General features: G+C 69.7%; 13 protein-coding genes and 1 pseudogene. 6 read left to right on the forward strand and 8 right to left on the reverse strand.

What is annotated here, in order from left to right; genetic code table 11:
* Window positions 1-2 precede the first annotated feature (2 nt).
* Complete coding sequence (locus tag A5700_RS25840; protein WP_068204362.1) at window positions 3-2,480, reverse strand: hypothetical protein; 2,478 nt, start codon at window positions 2,478-2,480, stop codon at window positions 3-5.
* A 134-nt stretch (window positions 2,481-2,614) separates the two neighbouring features.
* Window positions 2,615-3,610 carry a hypothetical protein gene (locus A5700_RS01055; RefSeq protein WP_068068880.1) on the reverse strand — a complete coding sequence of 332 codons (996 nt, stop codon included), beginning with the start codon at window positions 3,608-3,610 and terminating at the stop codon, window positions 2,615-2,617.
* A 184-nt stretch (window positions 3,611-3,794) separates the two neighbouring features.
* On the opposite strand from A5700_RS01055, the gene A5700_RS01060 reads away from it, so the two are divergent.
* Window positions 3,795-5,534: an NAD-binding protein gene (locus tag A5700_RS01060; RefSeq protein ID WP_068068986.1), complete on the forward strand. Its 1,740-nt coding sequence runs from the start codon at window positions 3,795-3,797 to the stop codon at window positions 5,532-5,534.
* Window positions 5,535-6,497: 963 nt separating this feature from the next.
* Here the strand turns inward: A5700_RS01060 and A5700_RS27330 are convergent.
* A pseudogene (locus A5700_RS27330) lies at window positions 6,498-7,358 on the reverse strand (tetratricopeptide repeat protein); the annotation flags it as partial.
* A 55-nt stretch (window positions 7,359-7,413) separates the two neighbouring features.
* Window positions 7,414-8,292, reverse strand: a complete 879-nt coding sequence (locus tag A5700_RS01070) for an LLM class flavin-dependent oxidoreductase (RefSeq protein ID WP_068068883.1) — start codon at window positions 8,290-8,292, stop codon at window positions 7,414-7,416.
* Between the two features lie 69 nt (window positions 8,293-8,361).
* Between A5700_RS01070 and A5700_RS01075 the strand changes: the two genes are divergently transcribed.
* Both A5700_RS01075 and A5700_RS01080 read left to right on the forward strand, forming a co-directional pair.
* Window positions 8,362-8,775 (forward strand): VOC family protein, encoded by a 414-nt coding sequence (locus A5700_RS01075; RefSeq protein ID WP_068068886.1) that lies wholly within the window; start codon window positions 8,362-8,364, stop codon window positions 8,773-8,775.
* A 71-nt stretch (window positions 8,776-8,846) separates the two neighbouring features.
* Window positions 8,847-9,245, forward strand: coding sequence for a VOC family protein (locus A5700_RS01080; protein ID WP_068068889.1), 399 nt, complete (start codon window positions 8,847-8,849; stop codon window positions 9,243-9,245).
* Here A5700_RS01080 and A5700_RS01085 read toward each other — a convergent pair.
* The 4 genes from A5700_RS01085 to A5700_RS01100 all read right to left on the reverse strand — a co-directional run bounded on the left by A5700_RS01085 (window position 9,242) and on the right by A5700_RS01100 (window position 13,216).
* Window positions 9,242-9,727, reverse strand: coding sequence for an RrF2 family transcriptional regulator (locus A5700_RS01085; protein ID WP_068204365.1), 486 nt, complete (start codon window positions 9,725-9,727; stop codon window positions 9,242-9,244). The genes A5700_RS01080 and A5700_RS01085 overlap by 4 nt on opposite strands.
* A 45-nt stretch (window positions 9,728-9,772) precedes the next feature.
* Window positions 9,773-11,614, reverse strand: a complete 1,842-nt coding sequence (cysC, locus tag A5700_RS01090; RefSeq protein WP_068068896.1) for an adenylyl-sulfate kinase — start codon at window positions 11,612-11,614, stop codon at window positions 9,773-9,775.
* Window positions 11,614-12,543 (reverse strand): sulfate adenylyltransferase subunit CysD, encoded by a 930-nt coding sequence (gene cysD, locus A5700_RS01095; protein WP_068068899.1) that lies wholly within the window; start codon window positions 12,541-12,543, stop codon window positions 11,614-11,616. Before cysD ends, cysC begins: the two co-directional genes overlap by 1 nt.
* 181 nt (window positions 12,544-12,724) lie before the next feature.
* Window positions 12,725-13,216, reverse strand: a complete 492-nt coding sequence (locus A5700_RS01100) for a carbonic anhydrase (protein WP_068068901.1) — start codon at window positions 13,214-13,216, stop codon at window positions 12,725-12,727.
* A gap of 196 nt (window positions 13,217-13,412) precedes the next feature.
* Between A5700_RS01100 and A5700_RS01105 the strand changes: the two genes are divergently transcribed.
* From A5700_RS01105 to A5700_RS01115, 3 genes are read left to right on the forward strand one after another with little or no spacing between them, the layout of a single operon-like run.
* Window positions 13,413-14,390: an ABC transporter permease gene (locus A5700_RS01105; RefSeq protein WP_068068904.1), complete on the forward strand. Its 978-nt coding sequence runs from the start codon at window positions 13,413-13,415 to the stop codon at window positions 14,388-14,390.
* Window positions 14,387-15,319, forward strand: coding sequence for an ABC transporter permease (locus A5700_RS01110; protein ID WP_068068906.1), 933 nt, complete (start codon window positions 14,387-14,389; stop codon window positions 15,317-15,319). Before A5700_RS01105 ends, A5700_RS01110 begins: the two co-directional genes overlap by 4 nt.
* Window positions 15,316-17,154, forward strand: a complete 1,839-nt coding sequence (locus A5700_RS01115) for an ABC transporter ATP-binding protein (protein WP_068068909.1) — start codon at window positions 15,316-15,318, stop codon at window positions 17,152-17,154. The genes A5700_RS01110 and A5700_RS01115 overlap by 4 nt, the downstream gene beginning before the upstream one ends.
* The last annotated feature ends 13 nt before the right edge of the window (window positions 17,155-17,167 follow it).

Below are 17,167 nucleotides of genomic sequence, written 5' to 3' on the forward strand. Positions count from 1 at the left end.
GCTCAGCGTCCCCCGACGAACCCGGCACGGCGCCGGCGCCACCACAGCCAGCCACCCACACCGACCCAGGCGGCCAACGGCACCGTGATCACGGCGTACATCAGCGGGCTGAGCGACGTGCCGAACAGCGACTTGGGCAGCGGCGCATACAGACTCGGGGCGCCCTTCCAGACGTCGGCCATCGGCCGCTCACTGGTCAGGCCGCCGAGCCACACCTGCTGTTCGTTGTTCTCGAAGCGCGGACCGAACACCGACTCGCTCGCCGTCGTCGGGAGCGTCGGGTGGTCCTTGGCGAAGTCCTTGGGCGTCATGTTGACCATCGGGATGTTCGTGAAATCGACGCCGCCGATCGTCAACTTCCACGTGGTGCGGTCACCGGTCTGCCAGGTGTAGGTGGCGTCGCCCTCGTAGAACGACTTGCGATAGCGCGCGTAGAGCTCTTGCGGGCTCCACGGTTCCTTCGAGGTCCAGGAGTCGATGTTGCCCGAATCGATGATCTTGGAATAGGCCGTGGCCTTGGTGGCGCTGCGCTGCCGATACCATTCGGCCGCGATCCGGCTCGCGTAGACGCGCCGCAGGTCGGCGTACTCGGGCGCGTGGTTCACGGCGTCGACGATCTTCGGCAGGATCGTGGTCCGATACAGGTCGTCGTTTTGCCGCGTGATCGCCTGGTCCTGGCCCGGGCATCCGATGCCCGGCTTGAGGTCGGTGCCCTCGATCTCGAGCTTGACGTCCAACGGCGCGTCGAGGATGTACATCGAATCACCGTCAGCGGCCACGCTCGCCGGTAACGGCACGATCCACTTGCGTTGCGGCGAAAAGCATTTCGCCCCCTGCAGCGCGTCGAGGAAGCGCCGGCCGTCCGGGACGGCCGGGTCGACCAGCTTGGCCGTCGCCTGCTTCATCGTGTAGTCGGCCTCCAACAGGATGCGCCCGGCGTCGGTCCGGCCGAACTGAGCGTCGATGATGCGATCGGGTTCGTTGGGGTTCAGGTTCACGGTGAACGACGACGGCGGCAGCGCCAGCCAGACGAAGAACGAGTCGGAGGCCATGTAGGAGTTCGCGCGGCCCCCGAACGACGGCGCGGTGCCCGGGTCGGTGTTGGCGGCGAACGCGTACCGCACGCCGCTGCCGTTGTACGCGGTGTCGGAGATGTAGCGCAGCTGCAGCGTGGAGAAGTCGACGCCGCCGAGGACGCTCGGCAGTGCGCCGGTCACTCCGTTGGCGACGCCCGCGCCCACCCCGTTCACCACCCCGCCGACGACGCCGCCCACGACGCCGCCGGTGATGCCGGCGACCACGTTGGGCACGCCGCTGGCGGCGGCCGCGAGCAGCTTGCCGAAGGTGAGGGCCCAGGTGTTGGCCGCGGCGACGGGACCGTTCACGATTGCCGCGGGTATCGGGCCGAGGTTCGGTATGCCGGGCCTGGCAGGGGCCTGGGGGGCGGGCACCTGGTGGGGAACCTGCTGCTCACGCGGCACGGGCTGCTGCCGCGGCACCGGCTGCTGCTGCGGCGCGGGTTGTTGGGGAGCCGGCTGCTGCTGCGGCGCGGGTTGTTGGGGAGCCGGCTGCTGTTGGGGCGCCGGCTGCTGCTGTGGCGCGGGCTGCTGCTGGGGGGCGGGCTGCTGCTGCGGGTTGATCTGGCTTTGCAGCAGTTGGTTGACCCACTCGTCCTCGATGGCCTCCTCGGGCGAGTCGGCCGACTGCTCGGTGGTTTCGCTGCCCCCGCCGTCCACGGGCTTCTGCCCGCCGCTTGCCAGCACGCCGGTCCCCGGCGGTTGCGCTTGCGGCGCGACGTTCAAGAACCGCTTCTCGATCGCCGGAGGCTCCTTCAAACCCAGCTCGTTACCGATCTCCGTCGCCGCCTTATCGATTCCCTTCAACGTCTTGGGCAAGGGGCGGCTGTCGAAGAGGATCCCCGGGTGCAGGTGGTTGTCCTGGCAGTACTTGAGAAAGTCCTTGAGCTGGTCCCGTCCCACGGAACCCGTCTTGAAATCCCACAGCCAGTTCCTGCCCTGCGCCCACAACTCGGGTTCGTTCAGGGCGTCCGGGCGCCGGTTGACGTCGCTGTTCGGCAGCCTTTGATTGAACCGCCAGTCGCCATTGTCGTTGTTGAAATACGACTGCCCCTTGGCGACTTGCTCGAATGTGGTGCCGATGTGATTGCTGTTGTAGAGGCTGACGTATTGCTTCCGATACTTCTCCCAGGTCAATGGCTTTGCCACGTTCGGGGCCCGTTGTTCCTGATAGATCTTCCAATTCTGGAAGAGATTCTCTTTGGTGCCCCACGGCGCGAGGTTCTGCAAATCCATGTTGAGCAACGCGGCGGCGCTGGGTTCGGGGACGCTGAGGAGGCCGTTGGCCGACGGATAGTTGTAGGCAACCGGCGGGCCGTGCATCGGGTCGTCCACCGAATAACCGGGCAGGGGTTGTGGATCGGCGATCGCGGGCGCCGCGGGCACCAGGAGCGCGATGAGCACCAGGACCAATACGGCTGCGGTGCAACGCCGTCCGGTCCGCCCCAGCCATCGCATGGCCCACCCCCAAATTCCGCCTGCGCCGCGCGCCCGGGAAACCTAACTCAACCTAGTCACGGCGACTCTGTCCGTGCAATTCATTGCTGCCCGGCAGCTGCGGTCCACCGGCCATAGAAGTCGCGCGCTTTGCCCGGGTCGCTCAGTTCGAGGGTGTAGACCAGCACGTCGAATGGTCCCGTGAAGTCGGAATTGTCGTTCTTCTGGATGTGGAAATCGGCGGTTACCGGCGCGCCGTCGCTGCGGTTGAACGGAAACCGGCGGTAGACCCAACGGCATGGCGTGCCGCGGCGCAGCGTCTCGCCCAGGTAGTAGGAGGCGCCGTCGACGAAGTCGGCGTTGGCCCGGTCGTAGAAGTCCGCGACGGTGGGGGTCCGCTCAGCCACCAGCGCGGCGAGTCGATCGATGCTTTCCGGGCTGTGGTCCCACTCCCCGGGGTAACGGTCCGCCCACTCTGCGAAGTGTTCGCGTTGCGCGGTCAGCCAGTCGTCGAGCTGCGCCGACGCAGGCGGCGAGGAGATGACGCCGTCGGCGAGCGTGTGTTGCTTGGACGGCGCCCAGCCAGGATGGGCGGCGGCGTGAGCCTGCACCGCGTCCCGCCACCGCTGCCAGGTGGCCGTCCACACCGCGCCGTCGGCGCCCTCGACCGCGTCGAGCACCAGGTGCACCGGGGACAGCGGCGGCAGGCCGGTGGCCGGGTCGGGACGCACGATCGGCAGGCCGACCGCGTCCGGTTCCTCCTGCCCCGAGACGTGCCACTGGTGGAGGGCGAGGTCGCGAGGCGAATCCTGTTCGGCCGAACCGTCAATGGGCAACGGCTCGGTGGTCCAGTCCCAGGCGCCCCCCGCGACCCGCATGAGCGTCTCGCCGAGGTAGGCCGCCACCCCCGCGGTGAAGGGGTCGTCACCGAGCGGGTACCGCCCGCGGTAGCGCTGCCGCACGAAGTCCTCGAGCGGCTGCAGCGACGCCTGTGAGTAGTCGAGGTCGACCACGCCGCGCAGGTTGGCGTCCGCCATCGTCCCGATGAGGACGTTGACCCAGTCCAGCCACCACTCGAGCGACTCACTCTCCGCCATGGTCTCCCCTCTCCGGCAGCCGGGCGACGTCGGCCGCGTTCTCAGCCTTCCCAACTTACGGCGCCGCCCGCCGGTGAGCCACGCTCGACAGGATTGCCGGCCCGTGGCCCTGGCTTCGGCGGGCGCGGTGCCCGATAGTCATTACCAACAGCTGTGCGCCCACGTCATCACGAGGTTCCCGACCATGCCCGACGACTCACCACGGCGTAACGGCCGGCGCCACATCGTCGTCAGTGGCGACGACGCGCTCGCGACCACGATCGCCGACGAACTCAACCGCGCGGGCGCCTCCATCGTCAAGCTCGCCGGCGACGAGCTTGCCGAGGCCGACCTGGCGCGCGCCAGTGCCGTCGTCTGCGCCGGCGACGACGACGCCAAGAACCTCGAGATCGCGCTTCTGGCGCGGAAATCCAGCCCCGACGTCAGCGTGGTCGCCCGCCTTGGCAACGACGTGCTGCGCGGCGCCGTCGCCGCCGACAACGGACCCGGTGCCATCCTCGACGTCGCCGACCTCGCCGCGCCCTCGGTCGTCGAGGCGTGCCTGGCCACCAACACCCACCCGGTCGAGGCCGCCGGCGTCGACTTCATTGTGGCGGGGACCGAGGCGCCGCGCGATGCCACCCTGCGCGAGATCTACGGGGACCTGGCCCCCGTGGCCGTCATCCACGGCGCACGTTCGGCGGCGCCGGGCGAGCTGGTGCCCTGCCCGGGTCGCGATCACCGGGTGCGGGCCGGGGACTGGGTCGCCATGATCGGCACCGCGGACGAATTGTCCGCCCGCGGCATCGGAGTATCGCCGGCCACCGCCACGCGGTCGCGCCGGTCGTGGCTGCGCCGCGCGGCGGACGCCGTGCGGGCCGTCCGCGACGACGTCAACCCGCTGTTGTTCCCCGCGGTCGTCGCCGCGCTGGTGTTGGTGCTGGGGTCGACGGTCGTCATGCACTACGCGTACCAGCGGCCGAGGCTGTCCTGGGTGGACGCCCTGTACTTCACGGCCGAGACCATCACCACGGTGGGCTACGGGGAGTTCAGCTTCGCCCAGCAGGCGCCCTGGCTCCGAATGTTCGCCGTCACAATGATGTTCGCGGGCGTCACCATCACCGCGCTGCTGGTCGCCTTCGTGGCGGACCTGTTGTTGTCGCGCCGGTTCGTGCAGTCGGCCGGCGCCCGGCGGGCCCGGCACCTTCGCGACCACATCATCGTCGTCGGCCTCGGATCGTTCGGCAGCCGCGTCGTCAGCGACCTCACCGCCGTGGGCTACGACGTGGCGGTCATCGAACGCGACGAGAACAACCGGTATCTGTCGACCGCGGCGAAGCTCGACGTGCCGGTGGTCTTCGGCGACGCGACGCTGCGTCAGACCTTGGAGTCGGCCCGCGCCGACCGGGCCCGCGCCGTCGCGGTGCTGACGCAGGACGACATGGTCAACATCGAGACCGGCATCGTGCTGCGCGAGATGCTGGGCTTGCGCGCCAAACCCGGCCGGCCCGACATCCCCCTGGTGCTGCGCATCTACGACCGCACGCTGGGCGACGCGGTGGCCAAGCGGTTCGGCTTCGCGAACGTGCGCTCGACCGTGGACCTGGCCGCCCCGTGGTTCATCGGCGCCGCGATGGGTTTGCAGGTGCTGGGCACGTTCTCGATGATCGGCCAACGCTCGTTCATGGTGGGCGCGATGCACGTCGCGGCCGGCAGCGAGCTCGACGGGCTGCGGATGTTCGAGCTGTCCACCCAGACCCGGGTCATCGCGATCACCCGCCACGACGCGCCCATCGAGTTGCACCCGCGCCGCGATGCCTGGCTGCGCGCCGGCGACACCGTCTACCTCGTGGGCCCCTACCGCGAGCTGCTGGTGACCCTGCGCAAGGGCCAGCCGCCGCAACAGCCGACCGCCGGCGCGCAGGCCAAAGCGGCGGCCAGCTGAGCGGCGCGGTCAGCCGACCCAGTCGATGTAACGGATCCGCAGGTAGTTCGGGTCGCCGCGCCGCAGCATCAACCGCAGCAGGTAGTAGGGACTGGTGAAGCCGCTGTGGTCGTCCAGCTGCAGCGCAAAATTGCAGATCTCCGGGTCGCCCTCGTCGCGGAAGTCGCGGTACACCCACCGCGAGGGGTATCCCCGGCGCAATAGCTCCCCGAGGTAATACGTTGCGCCGTGGACGAATTCGGCGTTGGCCGGATCGTTCAGGGCGCCCACGGTGGGGGTGACGCGGCTGACCAGCGCGGCCAGCCGGTCGACGGTGTCGCCGGAGAAGTCCCAGTCGCCGCCGTGCAGCGCCGACCACCGCGCGAAGCCTTCGCGTTGCTGGTCCAGCCATTCATCGAGCGCCGCTGCGGGGGTCGACGGTGAGACGCCGTCGACGAGCGTGTGCTGTTTGACGGGGACCCATCCCGGGCGGGCGGCGGCACGCTCGGCGACCACACGGCGCCAATGTTGATACACGCCCGCCAGCACCTCGCCGTCGCCGCTGCCGGCGGCGTCGAGCAGCAGGTGCACCGGCGACAGCCGGGGCAGACCCGTCCCGGGATCCGCAGCCACGATCGGCAGCCCGACGGCGTCGGGCTCGTCGTCGGGCATCAGCCGCCACCGGTGCCGGGCCACGCGGCGCAGCAGTTGCGGATCGCGCGGCAGGGCGGTGCCAGAGTCCGGGTGTGCGTCGGTGGTCCACTCCCAGGCACCCCCGCCCACCCGCATGAGGGTCTCCCCGAGGTACGCCGCCAGCCCGGCGAGCAGGGACTCCTGGCGCAGCAGCCGACCGGGCGAGGCGTAACGGTCCCGCAGCAGGCCCTCCACGGCCCGCAGGGATGCCTCCGAGTAGTCCAGCGGCACCGCCGCGCGCAATTGCGTGTCGGCGGCGGCGTCGATGAGCACGTTGATCCAGTCCAGCCACCAGTTCAGTGACTCCTCCGCGCTGCTCTCGTCTCCGGCGTCGCCGCGGCGCGCCCGCAGCCCGGACAGCTGCTCGCGGGCCGCCGCCGTCACCGGATGCTCCTCGCCGAGGACCCGAATCTCCTCCTGCAGCAACGCTTGCCACGCGGCGACCCCGTCGGTGACGCCGGCCCGCTCGGGCGCCCACAGCGTCAACATGTGGCGCGCGATCACGGTGTGGAAGTGGCCGTTGCCCAACGTCTCGCGCAGCGTCTCGAGCAGCGGCTCGAGCTCGGCCACCGCTGCAGGGATATCACCGGCCCGGCCGCGCCAGACCGTCAGCATCAACTGTGTGCCCAAAGTGTCGGCGTGGTCGGCGCCCAAAGCCCGCCCGCGGGCGGCGGCCACCTGCTCGGCCTCGGCCCTCGCCCCTACGAAATCGCCGATCTCCCAGCGCTTCTCGGCGACCTTGTTGCGCGTCGCCAGGGTGCTGGGGTGGTCGGCGCCCAACGCGCGCTGCTCGTCGGCGTACAGCTCCAACCACTCGGCCAGCGACCACAGCGACGGTTGATGGCGACCCGCCAACAGGTGGCGCGCGGTCAGGGTGCTGACATGGTCGGCGCCGAGCACCTGCACGAGGTCCGGTATCAGCAGCTCGAGGTCGGCATGCGCGTCCGCGATCTTGCCCGCCTGCAGCTGCAGGCTCGCCAACGACACCTTGAGCTCCAACACGTTGGGATCGCGCTCGCCCAGCGCCGCCCGGCACAGCGTGACCAGCTCGTTGGCGTGCATCGCCGCGCCGACGAAGTCGCCCATGTTCGCGCAGTCGGCCATGAGCCGGGTGAGCTCGGCCAGCGGGGCGGGCAGTTCGGGCGGCGTCACGCGCTAATCCAAACGCCCGGGCCCAGGACCCGCAATTCACCCCGGCGGGCGCGTCCTACAGCCGCGCCGCGACCTCCGCCGCGCGGCGCAGCTGGTCGACGTCGGAGCTGGTCGGGATCAGCTGCACCTCGTCGGCGCCGATGCCTTCGAACCGGCGCAGCACGGCCAGCAACTCGTCCTCGCTGCCGGCCCAGCCTGTGCCGGGGGCCATGGCATCGACGTAGTCGGCCGGGATCCAGTTCATGTACCGCCGCAGATGGCGGTGGATCTGGGCGCGGGACACGTCGGGCGGCCCGAACGCGAACCAGAACGACGTGATCAGCCGGGGTGCGGGCTTGCCGGCCTGCGCCCAGGCCGCCCGCGCCACCTCGAACAGCTGGTCCTGCTTGGCGACGTCGAGGTCCAGGGTCGTTCCGGCGAGCCCGTCCGCCCAGCCGGCGGCGTCGCGGATGGTCTTGGGACCTATGCTCCCCACGAGCAGCGGCGGGCCGCCGGGTTGCACCGGCGACGGCCCGACCGGCAGCACCGAGTCGGCCGTCTTCTCGCCGGCCCAGACACGTTTCATCGCCGCCACGCGCTCGGCCATGCCGCGCCTGGTCTGTGTCGCCAGGTCGGCGCCGACGGCGCGGTAGTCTTCGTGCCGGCCGCCGACGCCGACGCCGACGGTCAGCCGGCCGCCGCTGAGCAGGTCTCCGGTGGCCAGCGCCTTGGCCAGCAGCACCGGGTCGTGCAGCTGCGGCACGACCACCGTGGTCACCAACCGCACCCGCGCGGTCCAGGCCGCCAGGGCGCCGAGCAGCGTCATGCTATCCGGGTTGTCGAACGCGATGCGCTCCCCCCAACACAGCGACGAGAACGGGCCGTCGTCGACCGTGTTCGCCCACTGGTGAAGGACCGCCGCGTTCAGGTCCGGTTCCATCACCGGCATGGTCATCCCTATCTGCACGACGGCGATTCTGACACGCCCTCTACTTCTAAGACGTCCCGATGGCAGCATGGGTGGGTGGGTTTCACCAGCACCTCCATCGCGCACATCCGGTTGACCGTGACCGACATCGAACGGTCCAGGCGGTTCTACGAAAGCGTGTTCGGTTGGCCCGTGCTGCTGGAGGTTCCCGAGAACGCCAGCGAGGCGACTCGCGATCAGTTGAGTTTTTTGTACGGCGGCGTCGTCTACGACCTGGGCGGGACGCTCGTCGGGTTGCGCCCGGTGGCCACCGACCGCTTCGACGAGGACCGCGCCGGCATGGATCACCTCGCCTTCCGGGTGGCCAGCAAGACCGAACTGGACTGCGCGGCAGACTATCTCGACGAGCTCGGGGTGGCCCACGGGCCCGTCAAGGACATCGGTCCGTCCTACATCCTGGAGTTCCGAGACCCCGACAACATCGCCCTAGAGCTGACGGCCCCCAAGTAGCGGCCGCGCGGTTCGGGGCCGGCGCAACCGCGTTGTCGCGCCGCGCCGCGAGTGGTTGACTGGCGAGGACTATGAGCATCAGCTTCAACCACACCATCGTCGCCTCCCGCGACAAGCGGGAGGCCGCCGAATTCCTGGCCGAGCTGTTCGGCTTGCCGACCCCAAAGGCCTTCGGCCACTTCCTAGTTGTCGAATTGGAGCACGGCGCCAACCTCGACTACGCGGACGTTCCCCAGGGGGCGGAGATCACGCGTCAGCACTACGCGTTCCTGGTCTCCGAGCAGGACTTCGACGCGATCTACGGCAGGATCTCCGCGCGCGGGCTGCAGCACTGGGCCGATCCTCGCCAGCAGCGGCCGGGCCAGATCAACCACGACCACGGCGGCCGCGGCGTCTACTTCCTGGACCCCTCCGGTCACGCCATGGAGATCCTGACGCGCCCGTACGGGTCGGACGGCTCAGCCGGTTAGTCGGCGGCGCGCGCCCCGCCGTGCCGCTGGCTTTCCTGGCTGCGGTAGTCGTTGGCCAGGCGCGCGACGTGGTCGGGCAGGGCGCCGGTGGCGACGTCGGCCAGGGTGGTCTCCTCCAGCACCGAACGCATGCTGGCCCGCAGGGCCCGCCAGACGTCGGTGAGCGCGGCGGTCGGCCCCGAATAGGGCAGGTCCCCGAGCCCGATGTCGCGGACGCTGGCCAGTGGCCCGTCGATGCAACGCAGCACGTCGGCGATGCTGATGGAGTTGCCCGACCGCGCCAGTTCGTAGCCGCCCTCGCGGCCGCGGTGGCTGCGGACCAGCCGGTCGGTGCGCAGGTTGGTGAGGATGTCGACGAGGAACTGCGGCGGGATGCCCTGCGCCTGCGCCAAGTCGTCGGTTTTCACCAATGTGCCGTCGGGGACCGTGGCGAGCTGGATCATGGCCCGCACGGCGTACTCGGCCTTGGCTGACATGCGCACTCTCGGATTGTGCCACTCGACGCGGCCGACCTCTTCGGATGCGCTTCAGGTGCGCGACTCCAGCAGGTCGATCACCTGCTGCGCCTGCTCGGCCACGGTTCGATCCGGCGTGAGCCGCAATTCGGGGTGCACCGGCGCCTGGTACGGGCTGTCGATCCCGGTGAAGTGTGCGATCTCCCCCGCGCGGGCCTTGGCGTACAAGCCCTTCGGATCCCGCTTCTCGCATTCCTCGATCGGGGTGTCGCAGAACACCTCCACGAAGTCGAAGCCGGCGGCGGCGTGCACGTTGCGAGCCAGCTCGCGCTGTTCGGCCAGAGGGCTGATCGCAGGGACAAGCACGACGTTGCCGGCGTCCGCGAGCAACGCCGCCACGTGGGCGAGCCGCCGCAGGTTCTCGGCCCGGTCGGCCATCGAAAAGCCGAGGTCGGCGTTCAGCCCGTGCCGCAGGTTGTCGCCGTCGAGTACATAGGCCGGGGTGCCGGATTCGAGCAGCTTCTGCTCGACCAGCATGGCCACCGACGACTTGCCGGAGCCGGACAGGCCGGTGAACCACACCGTCGTGCCGCGGGGGCGGGCGGCCGCCACCGCGGAGGACTCGTGGCGCACGGTGTTCGGGCTGGAGGTCTGCGCCGAAACGTCGCGCAGCACCATGCCGGCGGCGACGGTGCCGTTGGTGTGCGGGTCGATGAGGATGAAGGATCCGGTGCTCGGGTTGCGGCTGTATTCGTCGAGCAGCAGCGGCACCTGGGTGCGCAACGAGATCCGGCCAAGTTCGTTGAGCTGCAAGGCGGTTGCGGACTTGTCCCGGTGCAGGGTGTTGACGTCCAGCCGGTAGTCGAGCGCGGTCACCCGCGCCTGCGTGGTGCGGGTGGTGTGCTTGATGACGTAGTCGCGGCCCGGCTGAAGCACCGCGTTGTCGGCCATCCAGCACACGGTCGCGTCGAACTCTTGGGCCACCCGGGGCTGGTTGTGGGTGCGCGCTATCAGGTCCCCACGGGAGATGTCGATCTCGTCGGCCAGGCTGATCGAGACGGCCATCGGCGGAAACGCCTCTGGCACAGGGCTATTGGGGCCGTCTATCGCGGTGATGCGGGTCGTCTTGCCGACCGGCAGGACCACCACCTCGTCGCCGGGGCGCATCACCCCGCTCGCCACGGTGCCGGCGTAACTGCGGTGGTCCTGATGCTCTCTGGTGTGCGGCCGGATGACGTACTGCACCGGGAATCGGACGTCGACCAGGTTGCGGTCACCGGCGATGTAGACCTCTTCCAGGTGTGACAGCAGCGCCGGGCCCTCGTACCAGGGCGTCTGGTCGGACTTGGTGACCACGTTGTCGCCGTGCAGGGCGGAGATGGGGATGGTGGCGACGTCGTGCACGTCCAGACGGGCGGCGAACGCGTGGAATTCGTCGCGGATCGCCTCGAATTTGTCTTGGTCCCAACCGATCAGGTCCATCTTGTTGACCGCGAGCACGATGTGCCGGATGCCCAGTAGCGACGCCAGGAACGCGTGCCGGCGCGACTGTTCCAGCAGGCCGTGGCGCGCGTCGACGAGCACGATCACCAGCGCAGCGGTCGACGCCCCGGTCACCATGTTGCGGGTGTACTGGATGTGGCCCGGGGTGTCGGCGATGATGAATTTGCGCTTGGGCGTGGCGAAGTAGCGGTAGGCGACGTCGATCGTGATGCCCTGCTCGCGCTCGGCCCGCAGCCCGTCGGTCACCAGAGCCAGGTCGGTGTAATCGTGGCCGCGGTCCTTGGACGTCTGCTCCACCGCCGCCCACTGATCCTCCATGACGGCCTTGGAGTCGTAGAGCAGCCGGCCGATCAAAGTCGACTTGCCGTCGTCGACGGAACCGGCCGTCGCGAGCCTCAGAAGTGTCGTCATCAGAAGTATCCTTGCCGTTTGCGGTCTTCCATTCCGGCCTCGGAGATCCGGTCGTCGGCGCGGGTCGCGCCGCGTTCGGTGAGCCGGGACACCGCGGTCTCGGCGATCACCTCGGCCACCGTGGCGGCCTCGGATTCCACGCACCCGGTGCAGGTGACGTCGCCGACGGTGCGGAATCGCACGGTGGCGTCGAACACCGGCTCGTCGGCGGCGGGCTGCATGTGCCGGTGCACCGCCAACAGCATCCCGTCCCGGCGGAACACTGGCCGGCGGTGCGCGTAGTAGATCGACGGCAGGCCGATGTTCTCGGCGCCGATGTAGGACCAGATGTCGAACTCGGTCCAGTTGGACAGCGGGAACACCCGGATGTGCTCGCCTTTGTGGTGGCGGCCGTTGTAGAGATTCCACAGCTCGGGCCGTTGCGCCTTGGGGTCCCACTGGCCGAACTCGTCGCGGAAGCTGAACACCCGCTCCTTGGCCCGCGCCTTCTCCTCGTCGCGGCGAGCACCGCCGAACGCGGCGTCGAACTTGTTCTCGCGGATGGCGCGCAGCAGCGTCACGGTTTGGATGGGATTGCGCCCCTGCTTCGGCTCGACCACGCGGCCGGCGTCGATGTCGTCTTGCACCGAGGCCACCACCAGACGCACGCCGTGCTCGGCGACCAGCTGGTCGCGCGTCTCGATGACCTCGTCGAAGTTGTGGCCGGTGTCGACGTGCATCACCGGGAACGGCAGCCGTCCGGGGCGGAAGGCGCGCAGCGCCAGGTGCAGCATGACGATCGAGTCCTTGCCGCCCGAGAACAGCAACACCGGCCGCTCGAATTCCGCCGCGACCTCGCGGATGATGTGGATCGCCTCGGCCTCCAGCGAGCGCAGATGGCTCAGCTCGTACTGGCCTGCGGCGGGGCCGGCCGTGATGTCGGTGCTCATGGCGGGGTCGTCGCTTTCCTCGGCTGTGCATGGCGCTGCCGGTTAAACCTGGCAGAACTGACCATATTTACCTAGCTTTGCCGTCTATAGCAGCAGGTTGCGAGGGCGCTGTCAACTGGCGGGTCAACTGCGCGCAGGCCGGGGCGAGGGGCGCGGCCGCTGCGCGCGGGGACAAGGCGGGTTAGGCGGTGACCTCGTCGAGCTTTCCGGAAGCGACGTCGAAGATGAAGCCGCGGGCCGATGAGTGCTGGGTGACGAAGGGGCTGGCTTCGATGCGGCGCAGCGACTGCCGGACGTCCTCGGCCAGGTCGGGGAAGGCCTCGGCCGACCACGGCGGCTTGAGCCCGATCTCATCCTGGATGGACCGCTTGAAGTCGTCGTCGGTGAAGGTGAGCATGCCGCAGTCGCTGTGGTGGATGAGGATGATCTCCCGGGTGCCCAGCAGCCGCTGGCTGATGGCCAGCGATCGGATGACGTCGTCGGTGACCACCCCGCCCGCGTTGCGGATGACGTGCGCCTCCCCCTCGTTCAGCCCGAGGACGCGGTAGACGTCGAGCCGGGCGTCCATGCAGGCGACGACGGCGACGTGCTTGGCCGGCGGCAGCGGCAACGGGCCCGTGAAGCCGCTCGCGTATTCGGCGTTGTGGCCCAACAATTCGTCGGTAACCGTCATCACGGGCCTCCTTCGCGGTGCGCGGCGCGGGCTTGGCGCAGGCGCGGCGCCGCGGTGATGCTAGCAACGCGCCGCCGACACCTCACCGGAGAAAATCACCGGGATCGAAAGGGCAACCGGCACGCGCGGGCGCCGCGGACCCGGCGCGCCGCCGCCCGGCTCGCTAACCTGTCCCAATGCGGTACGGGCGCTCGGCATGATTCGTTTCCTGGCGCGCCGACTCCTCAATTACGTGGTGCTGCTGGCGCTGGCGTCCTTCTTGACGTTCTGCCTGACCTCGGTGGCGTTCAAGCCGCTGGACAGCCTGCTGCAGCGCAGCCCGCGGCCACCGCAAGCGGTGATCGACGCGAAGGCGCACGCCCTCGGCCTGGACGCGCCCGTCCCGCTGCGCTACGCGCACTGGGCGTCGCACGCCGCCCGGGGGGACTTCGGGAAGACCATCACCGGCCAACCCGTCGGGTCCACGCTGTGGCGGCGCGTCGGGGTGACCCTGCGCCTGCTGGTGATCGGGTCGGTGGCGGGCACGGTGCTGGGCGTCGTCGCCGGCGCGTGGGGCGCCATCCGGCAATACCGCCTCAGCGATCGCGTGGTGACGCTGGCGGCGCTGCTGGTCTTGAGCACCCCGACGTTCGTCATCGCCAGCCTGTTGATCCTGGGGGCGCTGCGCGTCAATTGGGCGTTGGGCGTGCACGTCTTCGACTACACCGGCGAGACGTCGCCCGGGGTGACCGGCGGACCGGCCGCGCAGCTGGCGGACCGGTTGCGCCACCTGATTTTGCCGACGTTGACGCTGACGCTGGCGCTGGCCGCGGGCTACAGCCGCTACCAGCGCAACGCGATGCTCGACGTGTTGGGCCAGGACTTCATCCGCACCGCCCGAGCCAAGGGGCTCACCCGGCGCCGCGCGCTGGTCAAGCACGGCCTGCGGACGGCGTTGATCCCGCTGGCCACCCTGTTCGCCTACGGCGTGGCCGGACTGGTCAGTGGGGCGGTCTTCGTGGAGAAGATCTTCGGCTGGCACGGCATGGGCGAATGGTTGGTGCAGGGCATCGCGACCCAGGACACCAACATCATCGCGGCGATCACGTTGTTCTCCGGCGCAGTGGTGCTGCTGGCCGGCCTGCTCTCCGACGTCTTCTACGCCGCCCTGGATCCGCGGGTCCGGGTGTCATGACCTCGCGCGCCGACGCCGCCCACGGGCTGTCCGTCTCGAACGGCGGCGATCTCGCGCCGGCCTTCCGGTCGCGCCGCGCGCTGGTGCTGCGCAGGTTCGCCCGCAACCGGTTGGCGGTGGCGTCGCTGACACTGTTGGTGCTGCTGTTCGTGGGCTGTTATGCGTTGCCCGCCGTGCTGCCGTACTCCTACGACGACCTCGACTTCGACGCGCTGCTGCACCCGCCGGACGCGCGGCACTGGCTGGGCACCAATGCGCTGGGCCAGGACCTGCTGGCGCAGATCCTGCGTGGCATGCAGAAATCGATGTTGATCGGCGTCTGCGTGGCGGTGATCTCCACCGGCATCGCGGCGACCGTGGGGGCGGTCTCGGGTTACTTCGGTGGCTGGCGCGACCGGGTGCTGATGTGGGTGGTGGACCTGCTGCTGGTGGTGCCCAGCTTCATCCTGATCGCCATCGTCACGCCACGCACCAAGAGCTCGGCGAGCATCCTGACGCTGGTGCTGCTGCTCGCCGGGTTCGGCTGGATGGTCAGCTCCCGCATGGTGCGTGGGCTCACCATGAGCCTGCGTGAGCGCGAATTCATCCAGGCCGCACGGTATATGGGCGTGTCCAGCCGCCGCATCATCGTCGGGCATGTGCTGCCCAACGTGGCCTCCATCCTCATCATCGACGCGGCCCTCAACGTCGCCTCGGCCATCTTGGCCGAGACCGGTTTGAGCTTTCTGGGATTCGGCATTCAACCGCCCGACGTGTCGCTGGGCACGTTGATCGCCAACGGCACCCAGTCCGCCACGACGTTCCCGTGGGTGTTCCTGTTTCCCGCCGGGGTGCTGGTGCTGATCCTGGTGTGCGCCAACCTCACCGGTGACGGCCTGCGCGACGCCCTCGACCCCGGCAGCGCGACGCTGCGCGGCGGAGTCCGATGAGCCCCCTGCTGGAGGTGGCCGACCTGGCCGTCACCTTCCCGTCCGACGGGGCGCCGGTCACGGCGGTGCGCGGCGTGAGTTACACCGTCGAGCCGGGCCAGGTCGTCGCGATGGTCGGTGAATCCGGTTCGGGCAAGTCCGTTTCCGCGATGGCCGTGATGGGCCTGCTGCCCGAGCACGCGCGCGTGCGCGGCTCGGTCCGGTTGCACGGCACCGAGCTGCTGGGCCTGGGCGACGACGCGATGTCGCGGTTGCGCGGCAAGACGGTCGGCATGGTGTTCCAAGACCCGATGTCGGCGCTGACGCCCGTGTACACCGTCGGTGACCAGATCGCCGAGGCGATCGAGGTCCATCAGCCGCGGGTGGGTAGGCAGGTCGCGCGCCACCGGGCGGTCGAGCTGCTCGAGCTGGTGGGCATCGCGCAGCCGGAACGTCGCGCCCGCGCGTTTCCCCACGAACTGTCCGGCGGGGAGCGGCAGCGGGTGGTGATCGCGATAGCCATCGCCAACGATCCCGACCTGTTGATCTGTGACGAGCCCACCACAGCGCTCGACGTGACCGTGCAGGCCCAAATCCTCGAAGTGCTCAAGAAGGCGCGGGACGTCACCGGCGCCGGGGTGCTCATCATCACCCACGACCTGGGCGTGGTCGCCGAGTTCGCCGACCGGGCCCTGGTGATGTACGCCGGGCGCGTCGTCGAGGCGGCCGCCGTCCGCGATCTCTACCGCGATCGCCGAATGCCGTACACGGTCGGCCTGTTGGGTTCCGTGCCGCGGCTCGACGCCGCGCAGGGCACTCGGCTGGTGCCGATCCCCGGGGCCCCGCCGTCGCTGGCGAACCTCGATGCGGGCTGCCCGTTCGCGCCCCGCTGCCCGCTGGTGATCGACGCATGCCGCGCCGAGGAGCCGCCGTTGCTCGCGGTGGGCGCCGACCACGGGGCGGCGTGCATCCGCACCGACGAGGTCGACGGGCGCAGCGCGGCGGACATCTACGGCGTCAGCACCGACGCCGACCGCACGCCGCCCGGTGACTCGCCCGTCGTCGTCCGGGTCCGCGACCTGGTCAAGACCTACCGGCTGACCAAGGGCGTGGTGCTGCGACGCGCCGTCGGTGAGGTCCGCGCGGTCGACGGCGTCAGCTTCGAGCTGCGGCAGGGACGCACGCTGGGCATCGTTGGCGAATCCGGGTCGGGCAAATCCACCACCCTGCACGAGATCCTGGAATTGGTTGCGCCGCAAGCGGGTTCGATCGAGGTGCTGGGCACCGACGTCGCCGCGCTGAGCGCCGCGGCCCGGCGCGGCCTGCGCCACGACATCCAGGTGGTGTTCCAGGACCCGGTCGCGTCGCTGGACCCGCGGCTACCGGTGTTCGACCTGCTCGCCGAACCGTTGCGCGCCAACGGGTTCGACAAGGGGCGCACCAACGCGCGGGTCGCGGAGTTGCTCGACATCGTCGGCCTGCGGCGCGCCGACGCGACCCGCTACCCCGCCGAATTCTCCGGCGGCCAGAAACAGCGCATCGGCATCGCCCGGGCCCTGGCCCTGCAACCGAAGATCCTGGCCCTCGACGAACCGGTGTCCGCGCTCGACGTCTCGATCCAGGCGGGCATCATCAACCTGCTGCTCGACCTGCAGGAGCGGTTCGACCTGTCGTACCTGTTCGTCTCCCATGACCTTTCGGTGGTCAAACACCTGGCGCACGACGTTGTCGTCATGCACGCCGGGACCATCGTCGAGCAGGGCGACAGCGAGCAGGTTTTCGGCGACCCGCGGCACGAGTACACCCGGCGGCTGCTCGGCGCGGTCCCCCAACCCGATCCGGGCCGACGTGTCTAGCCGCCTCGCGGCC

Source organism: Mycobacterium sp. E1214, from assembly GCF_001666755.1.
Taxonomy (GTDB): domain Bacteria; phylum Actinomycetota; class Actinomycetes; order Mycobacteriales; family Mycobacteriaceae; genus Mycobacterium.